Consider the following 19,023-nt stretch of genomic DNA (forward strand, 5'->3'; position numbering starts at 1 on the left):
AGATTTCCATGGCTCACGTACCCCAGATCAAGATTCCCGCCACCTATATCCGTGGCGGCACCAGCAAAGGCGTGTTCTTCCGCCTGCAGGATTTGCCCGAAACGGCTCAAGTGCCCGGCCCGGCCCGCGACGCGCTGCTGATGCGCGTGATCGGCAGCCCCGACCCCTATGGCAAGCAGATCGACGGCATGGGTGCCGCCACCTCCAGCACCAGCAAGACCGTCATCCTGTCCAAGAGCACGCGTCCCGACCACGATGTCGACTACCTGTTCGGCCAGGTCTCGATCGACCAGCCTTTTGTCGACTGGAGCGGCAACTGCGGCAACCTGTCGGCAGCGGTCGGTCCCTTTGCCATCAGCGCCGGCCTGGTCGATGCCAGCCGCATCCCGCAGAACGGCGTCGCCGTGGTGCGCATCTGGCAGGCCAATATCGGCAAGACCATCATCGGCCATGTGCCCGTCACCAACGGTGAAGTGCAGGAAACCGGCGATTTCGAGCTGGACGGCGTGACCTTCCCGGCCGCCGAAGTGCAGCTTGAGTTCATGGACCCGGCCGCCGAGGAAGAAGGGGCCGGCGGCGCGATGTTCCCCACCGGCAACGTGGTCGACGACCTCGAAGTGCCGGGCGTGGGCACGCTCAAGGCCACCATGATCAACGCCGGCATCCCGACCATCTTCGTCAACGCCGAGAGCATCGGCTACACCGGTACCGAGCTGCAGGACGCCATCAACAGCGACACCAAGGCGCTGGCGATGTTCGAGACCATCCGTGCCTACGGCGCGCTGCGCATGGGCCTGATCAAGAACGTGGACGAGGCCGCCAAGCGCCAGCACACGCCCAAGGTGGCCTTTGTCGCCAAGCCGGTCGACTACGTCGCCTCCAGCGGCAAGAAGGTGGCCGCGGCCGATGTGGACCTACTGGTGCGCGCGCTGTCGATGGGCAAACTGCACCACGCCATGATGGGCACGGCGGCGGTGGCGATCGGCACCGCCGCCGCCATTCCCGGCACGCTGGTCAACCTGGCCGCCGGCGGCGGCGAGCGCAACGCGGTGCGTTTCGGGCATCCGTCCGGCACGCTGCGCGTGGGCGCCGAGGCGCAGCAGGTCGATGGCGAATGGGCGGTCAAAAAGGCCATCATGAGCCGCAGCGCGCGCGTGCTGATGGAAGGCTGGGTGCGCGTTCCCGGCGACGCATTCTGAGCTGAGCCGCACCCGCGAGGCCGTTCATGTCCACCGACACGCCGTCCGCGCAACGCCCCGATCCGGACCAGGTGCTGGTCGACATCGTCGACTATGTCACCCGGTACGAGATCAAGAGCGGCCTCGCCTACGACACCGCCCGCAACTGCCTGATCGACACGCTCGGTTGCGGGCTCGAAGCCCTCTCCTACCCGGCCTGCACCAAGCTGCTGGGTCCCATCGTTCCGGGCACGATCGTGCCCAACGGCGCGCGCGTGCCGGGCACCCAGTTCCAGCTCGATCCGGTCCAGGCCGCGTTCAACATTGGTACGATGATCCGCTGGCTGGACTTCAACGACACCTGGCTCGCGGCCGAATGGGGTCATCCGTCGGACAATCTCGGCGGCATCCTGGCCACCGCCGACTGGATCTCGCGCAACAACGTCGCCGCCGCGCGCAAGCCGCTGACGATGAAGACGGTGCTGGCGGCGATGATCAAGGCGCACGAGATCCAGGGCTGCATCGCGCTGGAGAATTCGTTCAACCAGGTCGGGCTGGACCACGTGGTGCTGGTCAAGGTGGCCTCCACTGCCGTGGTCGCGCAGATGCTAGGCCTGACGCGCGACGAGATCCTCAATGCCGTGTCGCTGGCCTGGGTCGACGGCCAGAGCCTGCGCACCTACCGCCACGCCCCCAACGCCGGCAGCCGCAAGAGCTGGGCCGCCGGCGACGCCACCAGCCGCGCGGTGCGGCTGGCGCTGATCGCCCGCACCGGCGAGATGGGCTACCCGTCGGTGCTGACGGCAAAGACCTGGGGCTTCTACGACGTGCTGTTCAAGGGGCAGCCGTTCCGCTTCCAGCGGCAGTACGGGTCGTACGTGATGGAGAACATCCTGTTCAAGATCTCGTACCCGGCTGAATTCCACGCGCAGACCGCGGTGGAGGCAGCGATGCAGCTGCACGGTGCGCTGGCGCTCGCGGGGCGCAGCGCGGCGGATATCGCCGCCATCACCATCCGCACCCACGAGGCCTGCCTGCGCATCATCGACAAGCAGGGTCCGCTCAGCAATCCGGCGGATCGCGACCACTGCATCCAGTACATGGTGGCCGTGCCGCTGCTGTTCGGCCGCCTGACCGCCGGCGACTACGAAGACAAGGTTGCAGCCGACCCGCGCATCGACGCGCTGCGCGGCAAGATCACCTGCGTGGAAGACCCAGCGCTGACGCACGACTACCACGACCCCGGCAAGCGCTCGATCGCCAATGCGCTGACCGTGACGCTGGCTGACGGCACCGTGCTGGACGAGGTGCTGGTCGAATACCCGCTCGGCCACAAGCGCCGCCGCGCCGAGGGCATCCCGCTGCTGGTGGAGAAATTCCGCACCAACCTCGCCCGCCGCTTCCCGCCGAAACAGCAGCAGGCCATCCTGGCCGCGTCGCTGGACCAGGCGCGGCTGGAGGCCATCCCGGTCAATGAGTACCTCGATATGTATGCGCTTTGAGTTATCGCCCAGGCATCTTCATGCCGAATCGGCATAACCCTTGCAGCGCCCCTCCCGCGCCAAATTCTCCTCACGTATAGTCACTGCCGCTGCCTGAACGGGCCCTGCACCACAGGCCCCGCTGCCGGCAGCCACCGACTAAACACGGACGGCACCATTCCGCCCATAAGGTATGTCGCCGATTCCAGTACGGGCCACACGTTCGTATAGATACCGAGGAGAAACATGAAACACTTCGCCCGCGTCACCACGCTGGCCGCCGCCCTGCTGTCGGCGAGCCTGATCACCGGCACTGCCCACGCGCAGCTTGCACCCGCCGCACAACCCGCCGCCGCACCCGCCACCGCCCAGGCCGAAGCCCGCAAGGCCAATATCGTCATCATCGGCACCGGCGGCACCATTGCCGGCGCCGGCGCCTCGGCAACCAACACCGCGGCCTACCAGTCCGCCGTGGTGCCGGTCGACAAGATCATCGCCTCGGTGCCCGAGATCTCCAAGGTCGCCAACGTCAAGGGCGAGCAGATCTTTCAGATCGGTTCGGAGAGCTTCAACAACGAACGCCTGCTGAAGCTGGCCAAGCGCGTATCGGAACTGCTCAAGCAGCCGGACGTGGACGGCATCGTCATTACGCACGGCACCGATACCATCGAGGAAACCGCTTACTTCCTGAACCTGACGCTCAAGAGCGACAAGCCGGTGGTGGTGGTGGGCTCGATGCGCCCGGGCACCGCGCTGGGCGCCGACGGCGCGCTCAACCTGTACGACGCCGTGCTGGTCGCCTCCAACCCTGCCTCCAAGGGCAAGGGCACGCTGGCCGTGCTGAACGACGAGATCCACACCGGCCGCGACGTCACCAAGAGCAACACCTTCAAGACCGAGACCTTCCGCTCGCCGTTCGGCCCGCTGGGCTACGTGGTCGAAGGCCGCACGCTGTTCTACCGCCTGCCGGCGCGTCCGCACACGCAGCAGACGCAGTGGGACATCGACAAGATCGACAAGCTGCCTGAAGTGGCGGTGCTCTACGCCTACGGCAACGCCAATCCGGCCGCGGTCGACGCCGCGGTGAAGAGCGGTGCCAAGGCCATCATCTATGCCGCCACCGGCAACGGCAGCGTCGGCGACTACATGGTCGAGTCGCTCAAGGCCGCGCGCGCCAAGGGCGTGCAGATCGTGCGCGCCTCGCGCACCGGCAGCGGCGTGGTGGTGCGCAACGCAGAGCAGCCGGACGACAAGTACGACTGGATCGTCACCGACGACCAGCTGCCGCAGAAGGCACGCATCCTGATGGCGCTGGCGCTGACGCAGACGAACGATTCCAAGGCGCTGCAGCAGGTCTTCTGGAAGTACTGACGGGGTCGTGGAGCAAGCGGTATCGCCGCTAGACGCTCCTGCCCTCTCCCCCGGCCCCTCTCCCGTACGCGGGAGAGGGGAGCAAACCGGCGGCTGCCTCGGCTGGCACCAGTTTCCCGGCCTCCTCCCCTGTGTTTCCCCCTTCTTCGCGTTCCAGCCATTGCCTTGGCGATTGGCCCAGCCGTGCCGTAAACGCACGCGACAGCGCCGACGCATTGGCATAGCCCAGCTCCAGCGCCACGGATTTCACCGGGCGGCCCAGCCGCAGTTGCGCCTGCGCCAGCGTCAGGCGCCAGTCGGTCAGGTAGTCGGCCGGCGGCTGCCCCACGATGCGCCGGAAGGTCGCGGCAAAGGCGCTGCGAGACATGCCTGCGCGCGCCGCCATGCGCGGCAGGTCCCAAGGCTCGCCCGGCGCTTCGTGCAGCGCCACCAGCGCGCGTGCCAGGCGCGGGTCGGACAGGCCGGCAATCAGGCCAGCCTGGATGCCGGCCTCCTGGTGGTGATCGATCAGCCAGCGCAGCAGCTGGATCAGCACTACCTCGAACAGCCGGTCGGCCAGCAGGCGGTGGCCGCAGCGCACCTGGCCGGCCTCGGCAAACAGCAGCGCCAGCGACTGCTCCAGGCCAGCCACGTGCGCCAGCGGCAAGGCGATCAGCGGCGGCAGCGCGCGCACTACCGGGTTGCGCGCACCGCCGTCGAAGTCCAGCGCCGCACAGGTGAAATCCGAGCCTTCCTGCGGCGGGTTGTGGAACATGTGGTGGATCGGGCGCGGGTAGAACAGCAGCGTGGGCTCGTCAAAGCGCAGGCTGCCAGGCAGGCCCGAGCCCGGCGGGTGCCGCAGCTCCAGTTCGCCGCGGCGCAGGACATGCAGGAAGCCGCGTCCCGGCTGCGCGGCGAACTGGGTCAGCCCGCACAGCGGTCCCTGGTGGAACAGGTGCGCACGCGCGCGAAACCGCTCCAGCAGCGCGGAGAGCCGGTCGATGGGTTCAGGCATGACAGTCTGGACGAATTGGTATGTATGCAGGACTTTACGCACCCAATGGTACTCGATGGTTGCCCATACTGCAGTCAAGGCGTTCGCAACTGCCTTGTCCTCTCAACCTGTACCAAGGAGTCCACCATGTCCCGCGTTCCCCTCGTCAATCCCGCCACCGCCACGGGCGACAGCCAGGCCCTGCTGGCCGAGATCCACGGGGCCTTTGGCGTCGCTCCGAACATGTTCCGTGCCGTCGCCAATTCCCCCGCTGCCTTGCGCAGCATGTGGAGCGCGTTCGGTGCGCTCGGCGGCGGTGTGCTGGGTGCGGCCCTGGGCGAGAAGATCGCCGTGGCCGTGGCCGATCGAAACCAGTGTGAATACTGTCTCGCCGCCCACACCGCGCTCGGCCAGAAGGCCGGCGCCACCGCCCAGGAAATGTCCGAGGCGCAGGCCGGCCGGGCGCAGGATGCACAGACCGCCGCGGCGCTGTCGTTCGCGCTCAAGCTGGTCAACCAGCGCGGTCAGGTCAGCGATGCGGATGTGGCGCAATTGCGTGAGGCTGGCTTCAACGACGAACAGATCGTCGAGATCCTGGCGCATGTGGCGCTGAACCTGTTCACCAACTACGTGAACGTTGCCTTCGCGGTGCCGGTCGATTTTCCGAAGATCAAGCTGCGCGCGGCTGCATGACCTGCCGCAACCGGGTGCGCGGTGGCAGCCTTCAGGCCGCCACGCGCGTGCCCTCGGCCATCAGCCGGGCCTCGATGAAGATCCGGCTGACCTGAGGAAACCGCGCCCGGATGCGGCGCTCGATCCGGTCGATGGCGCCCGCGGCACCATTGGCAACGGTTTCCGGATGGAATTGCACGTCCAGCGTCACCAGCACCTCGGCCGGGCCAAGATGCATGGTCAGCGGCATGCCGGCTGACTGGACCGCGGGGTCGTCCAGCACGATCTGGCGCATCGCCAACGCCATCTCCTTGTCGATTCCCTCACCCACGAGCAGGCTGCGGCTCTGCACGATCAGCAGCGTGGCCACGCCCGCCAGCAGCAGCCCGATCAGCAGTGATGCCGCCCCATCCAGCACCGGCATATTGAGCCGATGGCTCGCATACACCCCCAGTGCGGCGATCACCAGGCCGGCCAGCGCCGTGGCGTCCTCGGCCAGCACGGTCACCGTGGTCGGATCCTTGCTGTTGCGCACTGCCCGCCAGAACGGCACCTCACCCTTTTCCTGCAGGAACGCGCGCAGCGCAATGCTGAAGCTGATGCTCTCGAACACCAGCGCAAAGCCCAGCACGATGTAGTTCCAGTGCGGATCGGTGAGCGGCGACGGGTCCAGCATATGCAGCACGCCCTCATAGGCCGAGATGCCGCCGCCGACGCCGAACAGCAGCACCGCGACCATCAGGCTCCAGAAATACAGTTCCTTGCCGTACCCGAACGGGTGCATGGCATCGGCCGGCCGGCGGCTGCGCGCCATGCCAACCAGCAGTAACAGCTCATTGCCGGTATCGACGGTGGAATGGATGGCCTCGGACAGCATTGCCGAACTGCCGGTCACGGCGGCGACGACAAATTTGGTGGCAGCGATCGCCACGTTGGCGGCTATCGCGCCATAGACAGCGATACGCGACCCCGAAGGCGCGGGGCTTGCCGGGAGCGTCTGGGGTGCGGCAGGCGCCGGGGACGTTGATACCCCGCCCTGCTGCGCCGTTTCAGGCCCATGCTGCATCGCCTTCCTCCACGAAGCTGCCCCCTTTGCATTGGCAGCAGTTCGCGCCCGTGTACTGGCGCGCTTGGGTGTGAAGGTGAAAATACGGCGGTTAATTGCGTTTTATGGATTTAAAAAAACGGACGCACGATGCGTCCGCTCCGGATTCAGAACATGGCGCTGCTCATCAATGCCTTGGCCACCAGTACGCCCTCGTCCGGCGCTTCCGCATAGACCGACACGTCGGTGACCACCTGCCGGCGCCCGCGCCGCACCACCATCGCCACCGCGCGCAGCGCCGCGCCCTGTGCCGGGGCCAGGTACTGGATGGACAGCGAACTGGTCGCACCGCCCTTCACATCGTCGGCACTGGCGCCAGAAGCTGCCGCCGCGGCGCCGGCAATATCGATCAGCGTGGCAATGACGCCGCCGTGGACGATGCTGTCGTGGGTCACGTTGGTGGGCAGGAACGGCATCTCCAGCTCGACATGATCGGGCGCCAGGCTGGCCAGCCGCACGCCGAGGGCGCGCGCCACCGGGGAGCCGAGCAGGACGTTGTCGACCATGGCGCGCATGCGGGGATCGACGGTGACTTGGCGATCGTGCTGGAGAGGCAAGTTGGCGATAGCTTGGGGCATGGATGGCTCCGGTCAGCATTGTGCAAGGTCGTGCATGAAGCGTATTCGGCTGGCAAGGCGTGCTCAATTACCCGTCGCGTAGTTGTGACGTGCCCATGCATTTAAGGGACGTACCATTCACATGAATTGCTGGGTGACGCATCTTTGCACACACGAATACACATCGGATTTGACCATCCCAGATCCAGTGTGTATAAATACACACGGCATGCGATGCGATCTTCCAAACTGATTCGGATTCTTGAGCAAGATGGCTGGACGCTGGTCCGTATTACCGGTAGCCATCACCACTTCAAACATCCTGAAAAGCGAGGCTTGGTTACGGTCCCGCATCCCAAGCAAGACCTTGGACGCTTCAGAGCATCCTCAAGGCTGCCGGCTTGCGATAGCCCACCGTTCTCGCCACCCACTACGCCATGCAGAAGAGTTCAATGGAGTTCCCGATCGCTATCCATAAGGAAGATGGAACCATTTACGGCGTAACGGTACCGGACGTGCCGGGCTGCCATTCCTGGGGTGAAACCATCGACGACGCTGTTCGCAACGCAAGAGAAGCCATCAGAGGCCATATTGCTACACTGGTCGAGCTTGGCGAGCCGGTAAACGTCCGGTGCTCGACGATCGAAGAACTCATCGCGAAGGAAGAATACGCCGGCGCTATCTGGGCCCTGGCCGATGTGGATGTAAGCAAGCTGGATGCGCGACCGGAGCGCATCAATGTCAGCCTTCCGCGCTTCGTCCTGCAACAGATCGATGTGTACGTCGAAAAGCGCCATGAGACGCGGAGCGGTTTCCTTGCTCGTGCAGCGCTGGCAGCCCTTGCTCAGGAACGCTAGGCCCAGGCGCGGCCCTATCGCAGTAAAGGTTGGAGCCGGGCACAACCCGTCTCAACTCGTATAATGTCCCCCGTTTCACCCCAATCCCTCCCGCCATCATGCCGTCGCCCTCAGAATCCGCCCCGCTCCGCCCCGAACCGGACCACGGCACCATGGATTCCACGCTGTCCGAGCGCCCGGACAGCCCCTGCATCGGCATCTGCTCGACGCTGTTCGACGAGATCTGCCAGGGCTGCGGCCGCACCGCGGCCGAGGTCAGCAACTGGGTGTTCTTCAGCGACGAGGAAAAGCAGGTGGTCTGGGAGCGCATTACGCGCGAAGGCACGGGGAAGCGGTTCCGCCAGGGCTGAGGCTGCGGCGCTCAGCCGCCCGCCAGCCGCCGCTCCATATCTTCGATTTCGCGCTGTTGCACGCGCTGCCGCGCAAGCTTGCGCCAGTTCTCGGCCAGCGGTGCCAGCTCTGACATTTCCGCGAGCGCGGCATAGTCCAGCCGGTCGACATACAGCACCTGCAGCAGGCGCTGCAGCGACCATCGCGGACAGGGGCGCGCCACCAGTTCCAGCGTATCGCCCGCCACCACGTCGCCAGTCTCCAGTACACGGTAGTACCAGCCGGTGCGCAGGCTTTGCTGCACGGCGCGCGACATGCCTGCATAGCCGAATCGATGATTGAGCTTCCAGCACGGCTGGCGTGCCTGCGATACCTCCACCAGCGCCGTGCCCAGGCGGAAGCGGTCGCCGATGCAGACGGCGGCCTCGGTCAGCCCGGTGGTGCTCAGGTTTTCGCCAAAGGCGCCCGCACCGTCGAGCACACCGTTGCCTTGCGCACCCTGCGCAGCCAGTTCCTCGCGCCACGCCGGGTAATGATCGAAGGCGTAGTGGTGCAGCGCCTTTTCCGGACCACCGTGATGGCGCGGATCACCCTGCCCGTCGCCTTCGAGTCCAAGCGCGGTCACGCGAATCCGCTCGCCAGCCGCGGTCTTGGCGATGCCGCTGGGCACGCCGTTGGGTCCGAACGGGCGCACCTGCCCCGTCAATACGGCGCCGATCACCGCGCGCACGGACGATACCGGCTGGCTCATAGCCCGGCTTCCTCCAGCCAGCGCGCGAACATGCGCTCGCCCGCGGCCGCCACCGTGGCGCCGACTTCCGCAGTACGCGCGCGGATGGTGCGCGGATCGATACCGGCCTTGGCCAGCTCGACGGTATGGCCGATCAGCCAGGCCTCGATATCGCGCGGCATGACCTCGGGGTGGAATTGCAGCGCCAGCACCTGCTTGCCGATGGCATAGGCCTGGTTCTGTACCGCGGCAGTGGACGCCAGCAGTTGCGCGCCGGGCGGCAGGTCGAAGGTATCGCCATGCCAGTGCAGCACCTCCCAGTGGGCGGCGGCCAGTTCTGCCAGCGCGGAATCCTGTCCTGCCGGCGTAGGCGCAATCGGCGCCCAGCCGATCTCGCGCGTGCCCGCGTAGACGCGCGCGCCGGCAGCACGCGCGATCAGCTGCGCGCCCAGGCAAACCCCGATCATCTTGCCGCCAGCCGCCAGGCGTTGGCGGATCAGGGCGATCTCGGCCTCCAGCCAGGGATAGGCATCGGTTTCATAGACGCCGATGGGGCCGCCCAGGATCAGCAGCAGGTCGGCCGGATTGTCCGCGATGGGTGCCAGGTCATCGACACCGGCCTGGAATACCTGCAACGCGTGCCGGCGCGCGCGCAAGGCATTGCCGATCACGCCCGCATGTTCGAATGCGACGTGCTGGATCACATGAGTGGTACGCGTTGCCATCGGGGACTCCTGCCGGTCGAAAGGGGTCCCCATGGTAGCGTCAATTGCTGCGCCGCGCGAAGACCATGGCAGGATCTCGCCTATTTGCGAGCATTCTCAGCACGGCATGTCCTGCCCTGCGCTATTTGGCCGCAGCCGGCACCAGGATCAGCGTATCTGGCGCAACCTGCTGCGGCAGCGATGGCACCGGCGGGATAGTCACGTACTCGACCGCGGCCCATTTGCCGGCCCAGTCGCGGTAGCGCGGCAACAGCGCGTTGCCTGACTGCCCGGTGGAGTCCATGAACCGCGATGCCTCCAGGTCCGCCAGGTCATAGAGCGCACGCACGCTGGCCGCGTGGGTGTTCTCGAACGGCGCCTTGTCGTCACGCAGGTTGTGCCGGCCGACATTGACCGTATAGGTATCGCCGCCGGTCGGCACGCGCAGGTTGAACAGCGGCGACAGGTACGCGACCTTGCCGAAGGGCTTGTGCTCGGAGCGGGCGGTGTGCGCCTCGCCCCAGCGCCAGCGGGCGGAGTCGTCGCCATAGCGGCGCGACAGGTCCGCCATGGCCTGGGTCCAGGCGTCTGCGATGGCGTCATCGCAGGTCTCGGCCGGGCGCGTATGCTGCCGGTCGCACCAGAACGCGCCCAGCGTGCGCGGATCGCGCAGGATGTTGAGCATGGGCTGCTGCACGTTGCGCTGGTCCCACAGGCGGAGAAAGATCGCCTCGCCCGCTTTCTCCTCGAACAGCCGCCGCGACAGCTCACGCAGCCAGGCGGTGACCACCAGCGGCTCGGCGCGCGCCGGGTCCATGTTTCCGTCCCACTTGCGCAGCGCTTCCAGCAAGGCGCGTTCGCGCTCGGGCCGCGCTGCGTCCCGGCTGACGGGCGCGGCCAGCAGCAGCGGCAAGGCATCGCGCACGGCCAGCGAGACCACGTCTTTCTGGATTGCCGCAAAGCTGTCGAAGCTGTGCCTGGGCGTGGCCGCCAGCAGCGCCTTGATCCGGTCAAAGCGATACGGCACGGTCCATTCGCTGGTGATGAAGTACGGGTAGTCCGGCGCGACGATGCGCTGGTTGGCCGTCACGATCACGCCGTCGGCCGGGTTGTAGCGGTGCGGCAGAGCCTCGAACGGGATAAAGCCGGTCCAGTCGTAGCGCGCATCCCAGCCCGGCGCCGGTGCCAGCCCCTTGAGGTCGTTGTCGGCACGGCGCAACGGCACGCGTCCGGGCGCATAGAAGCCGATATTGCCGTCGACATCGGCATAGACAATGTTCTGCTGCGGCGAATGGAAGTCGCGCAGCGCCGCAGTGAAGCTGGCCCAGTCGCGCGCCTCGTTCATCCGTAGTCCGGCCTGGAAGGTGCGGTCGTCCGGGCGCAGCGCGGTCCACTGGAAGGCCACCACATACCGTGCGCCCAGCGGTCCCGCGGCAGCCGAAAGCGGCTCGGCCACATCGGAAATCACCGGGCCGTGGCGCGTGGCGCGGACCTTCAGCACCACGTCCGGGGCGTCCTTGACGCGGATGGTCTCGGTGCGGGTCTCGAATGCAGCCCAGCCGTCCGGGGTCTGGTACTGGGTGTCGTTGCCAGGGCGCAGCCGTTCGATATACAGGTCCTGCACGTCGGGCGCCGTGTTGGTCAGCCCCCAGGCGATGCGCTCGTTGTGCCCCAGCACCACCAGCGGCATGCCGGGCAGCGTGGCGCCGGTCACGTCCAGGCCAGGCGCCGTCATCGTGGCGAAGTACCACAGCGCGGGCGCCTGCAGCCCCAGGTGCGGGTCATTGGCCAGCATCGGCTTGCCCGATTGCGTATGCGCGCCCGACACCACCCAGTTGTTCGAGCCCATGCCCTCGACATATCCCGGCGGCGCCTTGTCGCCGACGCTGGCCATGGCATTCGCCAGCGGTGCCAGTTGCTGGTACAGATGGCCGTAATCCATGGTGCGCACCGGCTGCTCGCCCGGATACGGCGCCAGCAACTCGTTGATGCGGGCCACCGGCAGCACTTGCGCCAGCCGCATGCGCAGGGTTTCCTGGGTCCAGTTGCCGCCCAGGTCCCAGGCCATCATGGTCTGCCAGCCCAGCGTATCGGCCGGCTCCCAGCGCTCGGGCTGTGCGCGCAGCAGCAGGAATTCAGGCGGCAGCGGGCCCTTGCGATGGTCGATCCAGGCATTGACGCCGTCGGCATAGGCCTGCAGCGCGGCACGGGTCTCGGGCGAGGCTTGCGCCAGAATGGCCTCGGCATTGCGGCGCACGCCCAGCGTGCGCAGGAACTTGTCGGTATCGAGCGCGGACGGTCCCAGGATCTCCGCGAGCCGGCCTGCCGCGACGCGCTTGTTCATTTGCATCTGCCACAGCCGGTCCTGTGCATGGACGTAGCCCAGCGCAAACCAGGCGTCCGCCTTGCTGGCGGCGCGGATATTCGGCACGCCATGACCGTCGCGCACGACCGTGACCTGGCCGCGCAAACCCGCCAGCGCTTCCTGGCCGGAAGCCGGCGGCTGCGCCGCATGGCGATACCAGACCAGGGCCCCGGCAGCGCCGGCCACCGCCAGCACCAGCAGCCCCGCCACAAACCTGGCCAGCCGACCAAACCAGCGCATCGTTGCTCCCCCAATGACTCTTGTCGTTATGTTGTACGTGTTTTCCGCGCATTATCCGCACGAAAAAATGCCCGGACCAGCCGGGCATTTCCCATATTGCATCAACGCGCTCAGCGCCGCATCAGGCCGCCGGCTTCTTCAGCTGCAGCGACTTGTACTCCAGGAATTCCTCCAGGCCGTACTTGCCCGCTTCGCGCCCGTTGCCGGACTGCTTGTAGCCGCCGAACGGCGCCTGCATATTGAACGGACCGCCGTTGATATCGACCTGGCCGGTGCGGATGCGGCGCGCCACGCGGATCGCGCGTGCCTCGTCACCGGACCAGACCCCGCCGCCCAGGCCATAGATGCTGTCATTGGCGATGCGCACCGCGTCTTCCTCGGTGTCATAGCAGATGATCGACAGCACCGGCCCGAAGATCTCTTCCTGCGCCACGGTGGCGCGCGGCTCCACGTTGCCGAGCACGGTCGGCTTGACGTAGAAGCCCTTGTCCAGCCCTTCCGGGGTGTCCGGACCGCCAGCCACCAGCTCGGCACCCTCGTCCAGGCCCCGGCGGATATAGCCGGTCACACGGTCCTTCTGCACAGCGGAAATCAGCGGTCCCAGCTTGCTGGTTTCCTGCAGCGGATCGCCCACGGTAAAGCCCTCGACCACCTTCTGCGCGATCGCCTTCACTTCATCGTAACGGGCCCGCGGCACCAGCATGCGGGTGTGCGCCGAACAGGTCTGGCCGGAATTCAGGAAGCAGGCATTGATGGTGCCCTTCACCGCCGACGGCAGGTCGGCGTCGTCCAGGATCACCGAAGCGGACTTGCCGCCCAGCTCCAGCGCCACGCGCTTGACGGTCTGCGAGCCCAGTTCCGACACGCGCTTGCCGGCGCGGGTCGAACCCGTGAACGACACCATGTCGACTTCCGGATGGCTGGCCAGCACCTCGCCCACCACCGGGCCATAGCCGGTCACCAGGTTGAACACGCCCGGCGGCAAGCCGGCGGCCTCGATCACCTCGGCCAGCACGAAGGCATTGAGCGGCGCCACCTCGGAGGGCTTGAGCACCACGGTGCAGCCGGCAGCCAGGGCCGGCGCCACTTTCAGCGTGATCTGGTTGAGCGGGTAGTTCCACGGGGTGATGGCACCGACCACGCCCACGGGCTCGCGCACCACCAGGGAGTTGCCGACCTCTTCCTCGAAGCGGAAACCGTCCAGCAGCTTGGCGGCCTGGCCCCAGTTGTAGACCGGCCCGCCCACCTGGATCGCGCGCGCCAGCTTGATCGGCATGCCGACTTCGCCGGCGATCAGCTGGGCCAGCTCTTCGCTGCGCGCCTTCAGGCCTTCGGCGATCTTGGCGATATAGCCGGCACGCACCGCCGGCGGCGTGGCCGACCAGCTGTCGAAGGCCGCGCGGGCCGCCTGGATGGCATCCTCGGCGTCGCGCGCCGAGCCTTCGGGGATGGTGCCCATCACCGCCTCGGTGGCGGAGTGGATGACGTCGATCTTGCCGTTGCCGTGGGGAGCGACCCACTTGCCGTTAATAAAGAGTTTGTCTCGTTGTTGCATGGCCACAGTTCTCGGTTTGGTGAATTGGCGATTGCAATTTTTTGTTACTTTTATGGTGCACGCACATTGTAGAGCGGATTCGGGACTATGTTTTTGCGCCGCGGAAAGCCGCGCATACCGCTCCGGGCAAGAAGGTGGCGATAATCGGCCGCACCACCTGACGGGGATTCTCGCCAAAGGCGGCCGGACATAACAAGGGGTGAGACATGGTCGATCCGATCTACCGCAAGACGGATGCGGGACAGGACGAGATCCGGACGCGTGCACGCAAGCTTGACCACAAGCTGCGCGCGCTGCTGCTGATGGTCAACGGCGAGCGCCGCGGGCAGGAATTGCTGGCGCAGGTAGCCGGCATGGGGGTGGCCCCCGAGGCCATGGACGCACTGGTGGCACAAGGCCTGGTCGAAGCCGTCCCGGAGCCGGCACGGCCGCCCGCTGCCGTGGCGCAGGCACCGGCGCGCGCCGTCATGCCTGCTGCCGACACCAATATGTTCTCCGTGTATGCAATGCGGCACGCACCCGCCACTGCGGTGCCGGAGGCGCCGCAACCGGCCGATGCCGCGGCACATTCCCCCGCAGACATCGCGGCCTTCGAGAGCCTGTATCACTTCTATACCGACGTGATCGGGCAGCATCTCGGCCTGCGCGGCTACATGCTGCAGGTGAAGGTCGAAAAGGCCACCGACCTGCCCGCGCTGCTGGCGCTGCGCGAACCGCTGCATGCGGCGCTGCTCAAGACCAAGGGCGACATCACGGCGCGTGCCATCACGAGCCAGCTCGACCAGATCACCGACCGCATCGCCGCCGGCTGAGCCTCCGGCGCACCAATGTAAAAGGCCGCCCGGAGGCGGCCTTCTTGCATCATCAACGTCCCGACGCTCAGCCGTCGATGCCCTGCGACTGCAGGTACTCGTCATACGTACCCAGGTAGTCCGTCAGCGTGCCGTCCGTGCGCACTTCGATCACGCGCGTCGCCAGCCCGCTGATCAGCTCGCGGTCGTGCGAAACGAAGATCAGCGTGCCCGTGAACTTGTCCAGCGCGATCTGCAGGGATTCGATCGACTCCATGTCCATGTGGTTGGTCGGCTCGTCCATGGCCAGCACGTTGTGGCGGCCCAGCATCAGCTTGCCCCAGATCATGCGGCCCTTTTCGCCACCGGACAGCACCTTGACCGACTTCCTGATGTCGTCGGCCGAGAACAGCAGGCGGCCCAGCGTGCCGCGCAGCGAGGTCTCGTCGTCGCCGGCCTGCGTCCACTGGCTCATCCAGTCCATCACGTCGCGGTTGTCCGGGAATTCCTCGTAGGTATCCTGCGGCATGTAGCCGACGTTGGCGTTCTCGGCCCACTTGACCGTGCCGCGGTCCACTTCCACGCCGCGCTGCACACCGGTCTGCACCGCGCCGTTGAGCAGGCTGCGCAGCAGCGTGGTCTTGCCGGCGCCGTTTTCACCGATGATCGCCACGCGCTCGCCGGCCTGGATCGCCAGCGACAGGCCGTCGATGATCTTGCGGTCGTAGGTCTTGGTGATGTTCTCCACTTCCACGGCCAGGTTGTGCAGCTTCTTCTCGAACTCGAAGCGGATGAACGGGTTCTGGCGCGACGACGGCTTGATGTCGTCGACCTTGATCTTCTCGATCTGCTTGGCGCGCGAGGTGGCCTGGCGGGCCTTGGATTTGTTGGCCGAGAAGCGGCGCACGAAGTCCTGCAGCTCGCTGATGCGCTCCTTGGCGCGCGCGTTGGCGGCGACCTGGCGCTCGCGGGCCTGCATCGACGCTTCCATGTAGTCGTCGTAGTTGCCCGGGTAGACCTTGAGCGTGCCGTAGTCCATGTCGGCCATGTGGGTGCAGACCGAGTTCAGGAAGTGGCGATCGTGGGAGATGATGATCATGGTGGAGTTGCGCTCGTTGAGCACGGTCTCCAGCCAGCGGATCGTGTTGATGTCCAGGTTGTTGGTCGGTTCGTCCAGCAGCAGCACGTCCGGGTTCGAGAACAGCGCCTGCGCCAGCAGCACGCGCAGCTTCCAGCCCGGGGCCACGTCGCTCATGTTTCCCTGGTGCTGGCTGGTGGGGATGCCCACGCCCAGCAGCAGCTCGCCAGCGCGGGCCTCGGCGGTGTAGCCGTCGTATTCGGCGTACTTGGCCTCCAGCTCGGCGGCCTTCATGTAGTCTTCGTCGGTCGCTTCCGGGTTGGCGTAGATCGCGTCGCGCTCCTGCGCGGCGCCCCACATCTCGGTGTGGCCCATCATCACCACGTCCAGCACGCGCATGTCTTCATAGGCGAACTGGTCCTGGCGCAGCTTGCCCAGGCGCACGCCCGGCTCAAGCATGACGTTGCCCGACGACGGTTCCAGGTCGCTGCCCAGGATCTTCATGAAGGTGGACTTGCCGCAACCGTTCGCGCCGATCAGGCCGTAGCGGTTGCCCTCGCCGAACTTGACCGAGATATTCTCGAACAACGGCTTGGGGCCGAACTGCATGGTGATGTTTGCGGTAGAAAGCACGTCTTGAACCTTGTCTGGAGATTGTGGCGCCGCGGCGCTGGCCGCGGCTTGCCGGTTTTGCACACGAGGCGCACCCCATGCCGCTCAGGGACGGGCCTTGCCGGAGGTGCATCGCGCTGGCCCGGAGTATTCCGGCGGCCATGGCTGGCGATGCGGCACGGGCCGCGCCCGGTTCATGCGAGAACCCGGCAGGAAGTCAGGAAATAACCGCATATTCTATCATCCGGACGCATTCCTTGCACCCGGATGCGCGGCATCGGACGATGCGGCCGGTCAGGCCAGTGGCGGCAGCACCGGATAGCCGGAAAACGCCATGCTGAAGCCATCCGCACGTGCGGCCAGCCGCACCTGCGCGCCGACCGGCAGCGTCAGCTTGCGCGCGCAGTGGCCGAACGGCAGCCCGGTCAGCACCGGCACCGGCAGCTGGTCGCACAGGTAGGCCACCACGGCGTCCATGTCATAGCCGTTGTCGTAGTCGGTGACGCGGTAATTGGAGAAATCGCCCAGCACGATGGCGCGCTGCGCGCCCAGCACGCCGGCCTGTTGCAACTGGATCAGCATGCGCTCCACCCGGTACGGCGGCTCGTTGATGTCTTCCAGGAACAGCACCCCGCCCTCCACCTGCGGCATGAAAGGCGTGCCCAGCAGGCTGCACAGCATGGCCAGGTTGCCGCCCCAGAGCGTGCCTTCCACGCTGCCGGAGAACGGTTGGCCGCCCGGCTGCGGCGCGGCCACGTCGACGCTGTACGCAGGGTTGCGCAAGATGCCTTCGAAATGCTCCCACATGAAGGGATCCACCACCTCGGCACCAAAATCCGCCAGCAGCATCGGCCCGGCAAAGGTGACGCCACCCGTCGCCGCCAGGTAGGCCAGCTGGAACGCGGTGAAGTCGCTGTGGCCGACGATGGGCGTGCCGCTGGCGCTGGCCTGCGCGGCGATGCAGGCAAAGTCGACTTGCGCCAGCAGCCGCGCGATGCCATAGCCGCCTCGTACCGCCAGCGTCAGCTCGTGTGGCGCGCCAGTGCCAATGGCGTGCAGGTCGGCCAGCCGCTCCGCATCCGTGCCGCCAAAGCGCAGGTAGCGCCGCGCCAGCACATCGGGGTTGGTCATGTGGTAGCCATGATGCTTGAGCCAGGCACACCCGCGCGCGGCGATGGCGACGTCGTGCGGATACCCGGACGAGGCGATCAGTCGGACTTCGGTATGCGGCGGCCTGCAGTTCGGCGTGCTCATGCTTCGGTGTCGTTGTTCTTGTCGGGATCGGTGACAGGCGCGGCGGCGTCCTGCTGTGCCGCCTTCTGCGCGGCTTTCTGGGCCCGGCGGCGCGCGCCGAAGAATTCCTTCAGCATCTGGCCGCAGGTGTCGGCCAGCACCCCGCCGGCAATGGTGGTCTGGTGGTTGAGCTGCGCCTGCTCGAACAGGTTGAGCACGCTGCCGGCGGCGCCGGTCTTGGGGTCGGCTGCACCGAACACCACGTGGCGCAGCCGCGCGTGCAGGATCGCGCCGCTGCACATGACGCACGGTTCCAGCGTCACGTACAGCTCGCACTCGGGCATGCGGTAGTTGCCGATCACCCGGGCGGCGGCGCGCAGCGCCTGCATCTCTGCATGGGCGGACGGGTCCACCGAGCGGATCGGCAGGTTGTGGCCGCGCGCGATGATGGTGTCGTTCCAGACCACCACCGCGCCCACCGGCACTTCGCCGGCGGCTTCGGCCAGGCGGGCTTCTTCCAGGGCGGCGCGCATGTAGCGCGCGTCGCGCTCGGCAGCCTCGGCCGGGTCTTCAGGCAGGGCGCGCAGCGCGCGCAACGGCAGCGGTGGCGTCTCTGTCATCGTCCCCGCTCAGTCCTGCGCCGGCAGCACGGCGGGCGCGCTCACTTCCGCCCAGCAGTTGGGCGTTTCGAACAGCACCAGCCTGGTCAGCTGCAGGTGATGGCCGAAGCAGTCCTTGAACACCGGCGCCAGGATGTCGAACGCGACCTGGGCCAGGTTCTCGACCGTCGGGATCGCGTCCAGCACCACGGTCTTGTGCCCTTCCATCGATTGCAGGAAGTTCAGCAGCGCGGTGTCGCCGCGATAGATCAGGAAGGCATGGTCCCACTTGTTGACCAGGTGCTCGTTGGCCAGCGCCTTGATGTCGCCGAAGTCCAGGATCATGCCGTCATCCGACGCGCCCTCGCGGTGCAGGACCTCGCCCGACAGCGTCAGGTCCAGCCGGTAGCGGTGGCCGTGGATATTGCGGCACTGGCCGCAGTGGTTCGGGATGCGGTGGCCGGAGTCGAACTCCAGCCGGCGGGTAATGGAAACTTGTTTGCTCATGTGTACCGGCGCCGGTGCCGGCCGCCTGCGTTGGAACGGACGCTGCGCGCGCGTCCGAAGCCTGTATTGTGTACGTTTTGCCGCC

At 66.7% G+C, this 19,023-nt stretch carries 18 protein-coding genes and 1 pseudogene; 8 read left to right on the forward strand and 11 right to left on the reverse strand.

The window, feature by feature from the left end; translation table 11 throughout:
• Nucleotides 1–8: 8 nt before the first annotated feature.
• The 3 genes from prpF to CF68_RS06535 all read left to right on the forward strand — a co-directional run bounded on the left by prpF (nucleotide 9) and on the right by CF68_RS06535 (nucleotide 4,030).
• Nucleotides 9–1,199 (forward strand): 2-methylaconitate cis-trans isomerase PrpF, encoded by a 1,191-nt coding sequence (gene prpF, locus CF68_RS06525; RefSeq protein ID WP_035816868.1) that lies wholly within the window; start codon nucleotides 9–11, stop codon nucleotides 1,197–1,199.
• A 26-nt stretch (nucleotides 1,200–1,225) separates the two neighbouring features.
• Nucleotides 1,226–2,680: a bifunctional 2-methylcitrate dehydratase/aconitate hydratase gene (locus CF68_RS06530; RefSeq protein WP_035816870.1), complete on the forward strand. Its 1,455-nt coding sequence runs from the start codon at nucleotides 1,226–1,228 to the stop codon at nucleotides 2,678–2,680.
• Between the two features lie 225 nt (nucleotides 2,681–2,905).
• Nucleotides 2,906–4,030, forward strand: coding sequence for an asparaginase (locus CF68_RS06535; RefSeq protein ID WP_035816871.1), 1,125 nt, complete (start codon nucleotides 2,906–2,908; stop codon nucleotides 4,028–4,030).
• Nucleotides 4,031–4,058: 28 nt separating this feature from the next.
• Here CF68_RS06535 and CF68_RS06540 read toward each other — a convergent pair whose 3' ends face one another.
• Entirely contained in the window at nucleotides 4,059–5,024 is a 966-nt protein-coding gene (locus tag CF68_RS06540; protein WP_051591429.1) for an AraC family transcriptional regulator, read from the reverse strand.
• Between the two features lie 126 nt (nucleotides 5,025–5,150).
• On the opposite strand from CF68_RS06540, the gene CF68_RS06545 reads away from it, so the two are divergent.
• Nucleotides 5,151–5,696 (forward strand): carboxymuconolactone decarboxylase family protein, encoded by a 546-nt coding sequence (locus tag CF68_RS06545; RefSeq protein WP_035816872.1) that lies wholly within the window; start codon nucleotides 5,151–5,153, stop codon nucleotides 5,694–5,696.
• A gap of 31 nt (nucleotides 5,697–5,727) precedes the next feature.
• Here CF68_RS06545 and CF68_RS06550 read toward each other — a convergent pair whose 3' ends face one another.
• Together CF68_RS06550 and CF68_RS06555 are read right to left on the reverse strand one after the other, a co-directional pair.
• Nucleotides 5,728–6,606 (reverse strand): cation diffusion facilitator family transporter, encoded by an 879-nt coding sequence (locus CF68_RS06550; protein ID WP_369798853.1) that lies wholly within the window; start codon nucleotides 6,604–6,606, stop codon nucleotides 5,728–5,730.
• A 281-nt stretch (nucleotides 6,607–6,887) separates the two neighbouring features.
• A complete protein-coding gene (locus CF68_RS06555; RefSeq protein WP_035816873.1) occupies nucleotides 6,888–7,358 on the reverse strand; it encodes a PaaI family thioesterase in 471 nt (156 codons plus the stop codon).
• Nucleotides 7,359–7,571: 213 nt separating this feature from the next.
• Between CF68_RS06555 and CF68_RS36025 the strand changes: the two are divergent.
• From CF68_RS36025 to CF68_RS06565, 3 genes and pseudogenes are all read left to right on the forward strand, one after another.
• Nucleotides 7,572–7,747, forward strand: a pseudogene (locus tag CF68_RS36025) (type II toxin-antitoxin system HicA family toxin).
• A 42-nt stretch (nucleotides 7,748–7,789) separates the two neighbouring features.
• The gene (locus tag CF68_RS36030) at nucleotides 7,790–8,194 is read left to right on the forward strand and encodes a type II toxin-antitoxin system HicB family antitoxin (protein ID WP_084187105.1); all 405 of its coding nucleotides are present in this window, start codon (nucleotides 7,790–7,792) and stop codon (nucleotides 8,192–8,194) included.
• A 98-nt stretch (nucleotides 8,195–8,292) separates the two neighbouring features.
• The gene (locus CF68_RS06565; protein ID WP_035816876.1) at nucleotides 8,293–8,544 is read left to right on the forward strand and encodes a DUF1289 domain-containing protein; all 252 of its coding nucleotides are present in this window, start codon (nucleotides 8,293–8,295) and stop codon (nucleotides 8,542–8,544) included.
• 11 nt (nucleotides 8,545–8,555) lie between these two features.
• On the opposite strand, the gene CF68_RS06570 is transcribed toward CF68_RS06565, so the two are convergent.
• The 4 genes from CF68_RS06570 to CF68_RS06585 form a co-directional block, all read right to left on the reverse strand.
• A complete protein-coding gene (locus tag CF68_RS06570; protein WP_035816877.1) occupies nucleotides 8,556–9,275 on the reverse strand; it encodes an MOSC domain-containing protein in 720 nt (239 codons plus the stop codon).
• On the reverse strand, nucleotides 9,272–9,979 hold the full coding sequence (locus CF68_RS06575; RefSeq protein ID WP_035816878.1) for a glutamine amidotransferase: 708 nt from the start codon (nucleotides 9,977–9,979) through the stop codon (nucleotides 9,272–9,274). The genes CF68_RS06570 and CF68_RS06575 overlap by 4 nt, the downstream gene beginning before the upstream one ends.
• Nucleotides 9,980–10,100: 121 nt before the next feature.
• Entirely contained in the window at nucleotides 10,101–12,563 is a 2,463-nt protein-coding gene (locus tag CF68_RS06580) for a penicillin acylase family protein (protein ID WP_035816880.1), read from the reverse strand.
• 121 nt (nucleotides 12,564–12,684) lie between these two features.
• Nucleotides 12,685–14,118, reverse strand: a complete 1,434-nt coding sequence (locus CF68_RS06585; RefSeq protein WP_035816881.1) for an aldehyde dehydrogenase family protein — start codon at nucleotides 14,116–14,118, stop codon at nucleotides 12,685–12,687.
• A 206-nt stretch (nucleotides 14,119–14,324) separates the two neighbouring features.
• Between CF68_RS06585 and CF68_RS06590 the strand changes: the two genes are divergently transcribed.
• Nucleotides 14,325–14,930 (forward strand): hypothetical protein, encoded by a 606-nt coding sequence (locus tag CF68_RS06590; protein WP_035816882.1) that lies wholly within the window; start codon nucleotides 14,325–14,327, stop codon nucleotides 14,928–14,930.
• 67 nt (nucleotides 14,931–14,997) lie between these two features.
• On the opposite strand, the gene CF68_RS06595 is transcribed toward CF68_RS06590, so the two are convergent.
• The 4 genes from CF68_RS06595 to CF68_RS06610 form a co-directional block, all read right to left on the reverse strand.
• Nucleotides 14,998–16,620 (reverse strand): ABC-F family ATPase, encoded by a 1,623-nt coding sequence (locus CF68_RS06595; protein ID WP_035816883.1) that lies wholly within the window; start codon nucleotides 16,618–16,620, stop codon nucleotides 14,998–15,000.
• A gap of 273 nt (nucleotides 16,621–16,893) precedes the next feature.
• Nucleotides 16,894–17,853 (reverse strand): muramoyltetrapeptide carboxypeptidase, encoded by a 960-nt coding sequence (gene ldcA / locus CF68_RS06600; RefSeq protein WP_035816885.1) that lies wholly within the window; start codon nucleotides 17,851–17,853, stop codon nucleotides 16,894–16,896.
• Entirely contained in the window at nucleotides 17,850–18,452 is a 603-nt protein-coding gene (tadA, locus tag CF68_RS06605) for a tRNA adenosine(34) deaminase TadA (protein ID WP_051591430.1), read from the reverse strand. The genes ldcA and tadA overlap by 4 nt, the downstream gene beginning before the upstream one ends.
• A 9-nt stretch (nucleotides 18,453–18,461) precedes the next feature.
• On the reverse strand, nucleotides 18,462–18,938 hold the full coding sequence (locus CF68_RS06610; RefSeq protein WP_010809539.1) for a 6-carboxytetrahydropterin synthase: 477 nt from the start codon (nucleotides 18,936–18,938) through the stop codon (nucleotides 18,462–18,464).
• Between the last annotated feature and the right edge of the window lie 85 nt (nucleotides 18,939–19,023).

Source organism: Cupriavidus sp. SK-4, from assembly GCF_000611125.1.
Lineage (GTDB): Bacteria > Pseudomonadota > Gammaproteobacteria > Burkholderiales > Burkholderiaceae > Cupriavidus > Cupriavidus necator.

Bases quoted from the DNA above. Each gene is read 5' to 3' on its own strand.
- ldcA (WP_035816885.1), bottom strand. From the start codon at position 17,853: ATGAGCACGCCGAACTGCAGGCCGCCGCATACCGAAGTCCGACTGATC.
- CF68_RS06610 (WP_010809539.1), bottom strand. From the start codon at position 18,938: ATGAGCAAACAAGTTTCCATTACCCGCCGGCTGGAGTTCGACTCCGGC.
- CF68_RS06585 (WP_035816881.1), bottom strand. From the start codon at position 14,118: ATGCAACAACGAGACAAACTCTTTATTAACGGCAAGTGGGTCGCTCCC.
- CF68_RS06545 (WP_035816872.1), top strand. From the start codon at position 5,151: ATGTCCCGCGTTCCCCTCGTCAATCCCGCCACCGCCACGGGCGACAGC.
- CF68_RS06570 (WP_035816877.1), bottom strand. From the start codon at position 9,275: ATGAGCCAGCCGGTATCGTCCGTGCGCGCGGTGATCGGCGCCGTATTG.
- CF68_RS06590 (WP_035816882.1), top strand. From the start codon at position 14,325: ATGGTCGATCCGATCTACCGCAAGACGGATGCGGGACAGGACGAGATC.
- CF68_RS06540 (WP_051591429.1), bottom strand. From the start codon at position 5,024: ATGCCTGAACCCATCGACCGGCTCTCCGCGCTGCTGGAGCGGTTTCGC.
- CF68_RS06565 (WP_035816876.1), top strand. From the start codon at position 8,293: ATGCCGTCGCCCTCAGAATCCGCCCCGCTCCGCCCCGAACCGGACCAC.
- CF68_RS06580 (WP_035816880.1), bottom strand. From the start codon at position 12,563: ATGCGCTGGTTTGGTCGGCTGGCCAGGTTTGTGGCGGGGCTGCTGGTG.
- CF68_RS06555 (WP_035816873.1), bottom strand. From the start codon at position 7,358: ATGCCCCAAGCTATCGCCAACTTGCCTCTCCAGCACGATCGCCAAGTC.
- CF68_RS36030 (WP_084187105.1), top strand. From the start codon at position 7,790: ATGGAGTTCCCGATCGCTATCCATAAGGAAGATGGAACCATTTACGGC.
- CF68_RS06575 (WP_035816878.1), bottom strand. From the start codon at position 9,979: ATGGCAACGCGTACCACTCATGTGATCCAGCACGTCGCATTCGAACAT.
- tadA (WP_051591430.1), bottom strand. From the start codon at position 18,452: ATGACAGAGACGCCACCGCTGCCGTTGCGCGCGCTGCGCGCCCTGCCT.
- CF68_RS06535 (WP_035816871.1), top strand. From the start codon at position 2,906: ATGAAACACTTCGCCCGCGTCACCACGCTGGCCGCCGCCCTGCTGTCG.
- CF68_RS06530 (WP_035816870.1), top strand. From the start codon at position 1,226: ATGTCCACCGACACGCCGTCCGCGCAACGCCCCGATCCGGACCAGGTG.
- prpF (WP_035816868.1), top strand. From the start codon at position 9: ATGGCTCACGTACCCCAGATCAAGATTCCCGCCACCTATATCCGTGGC.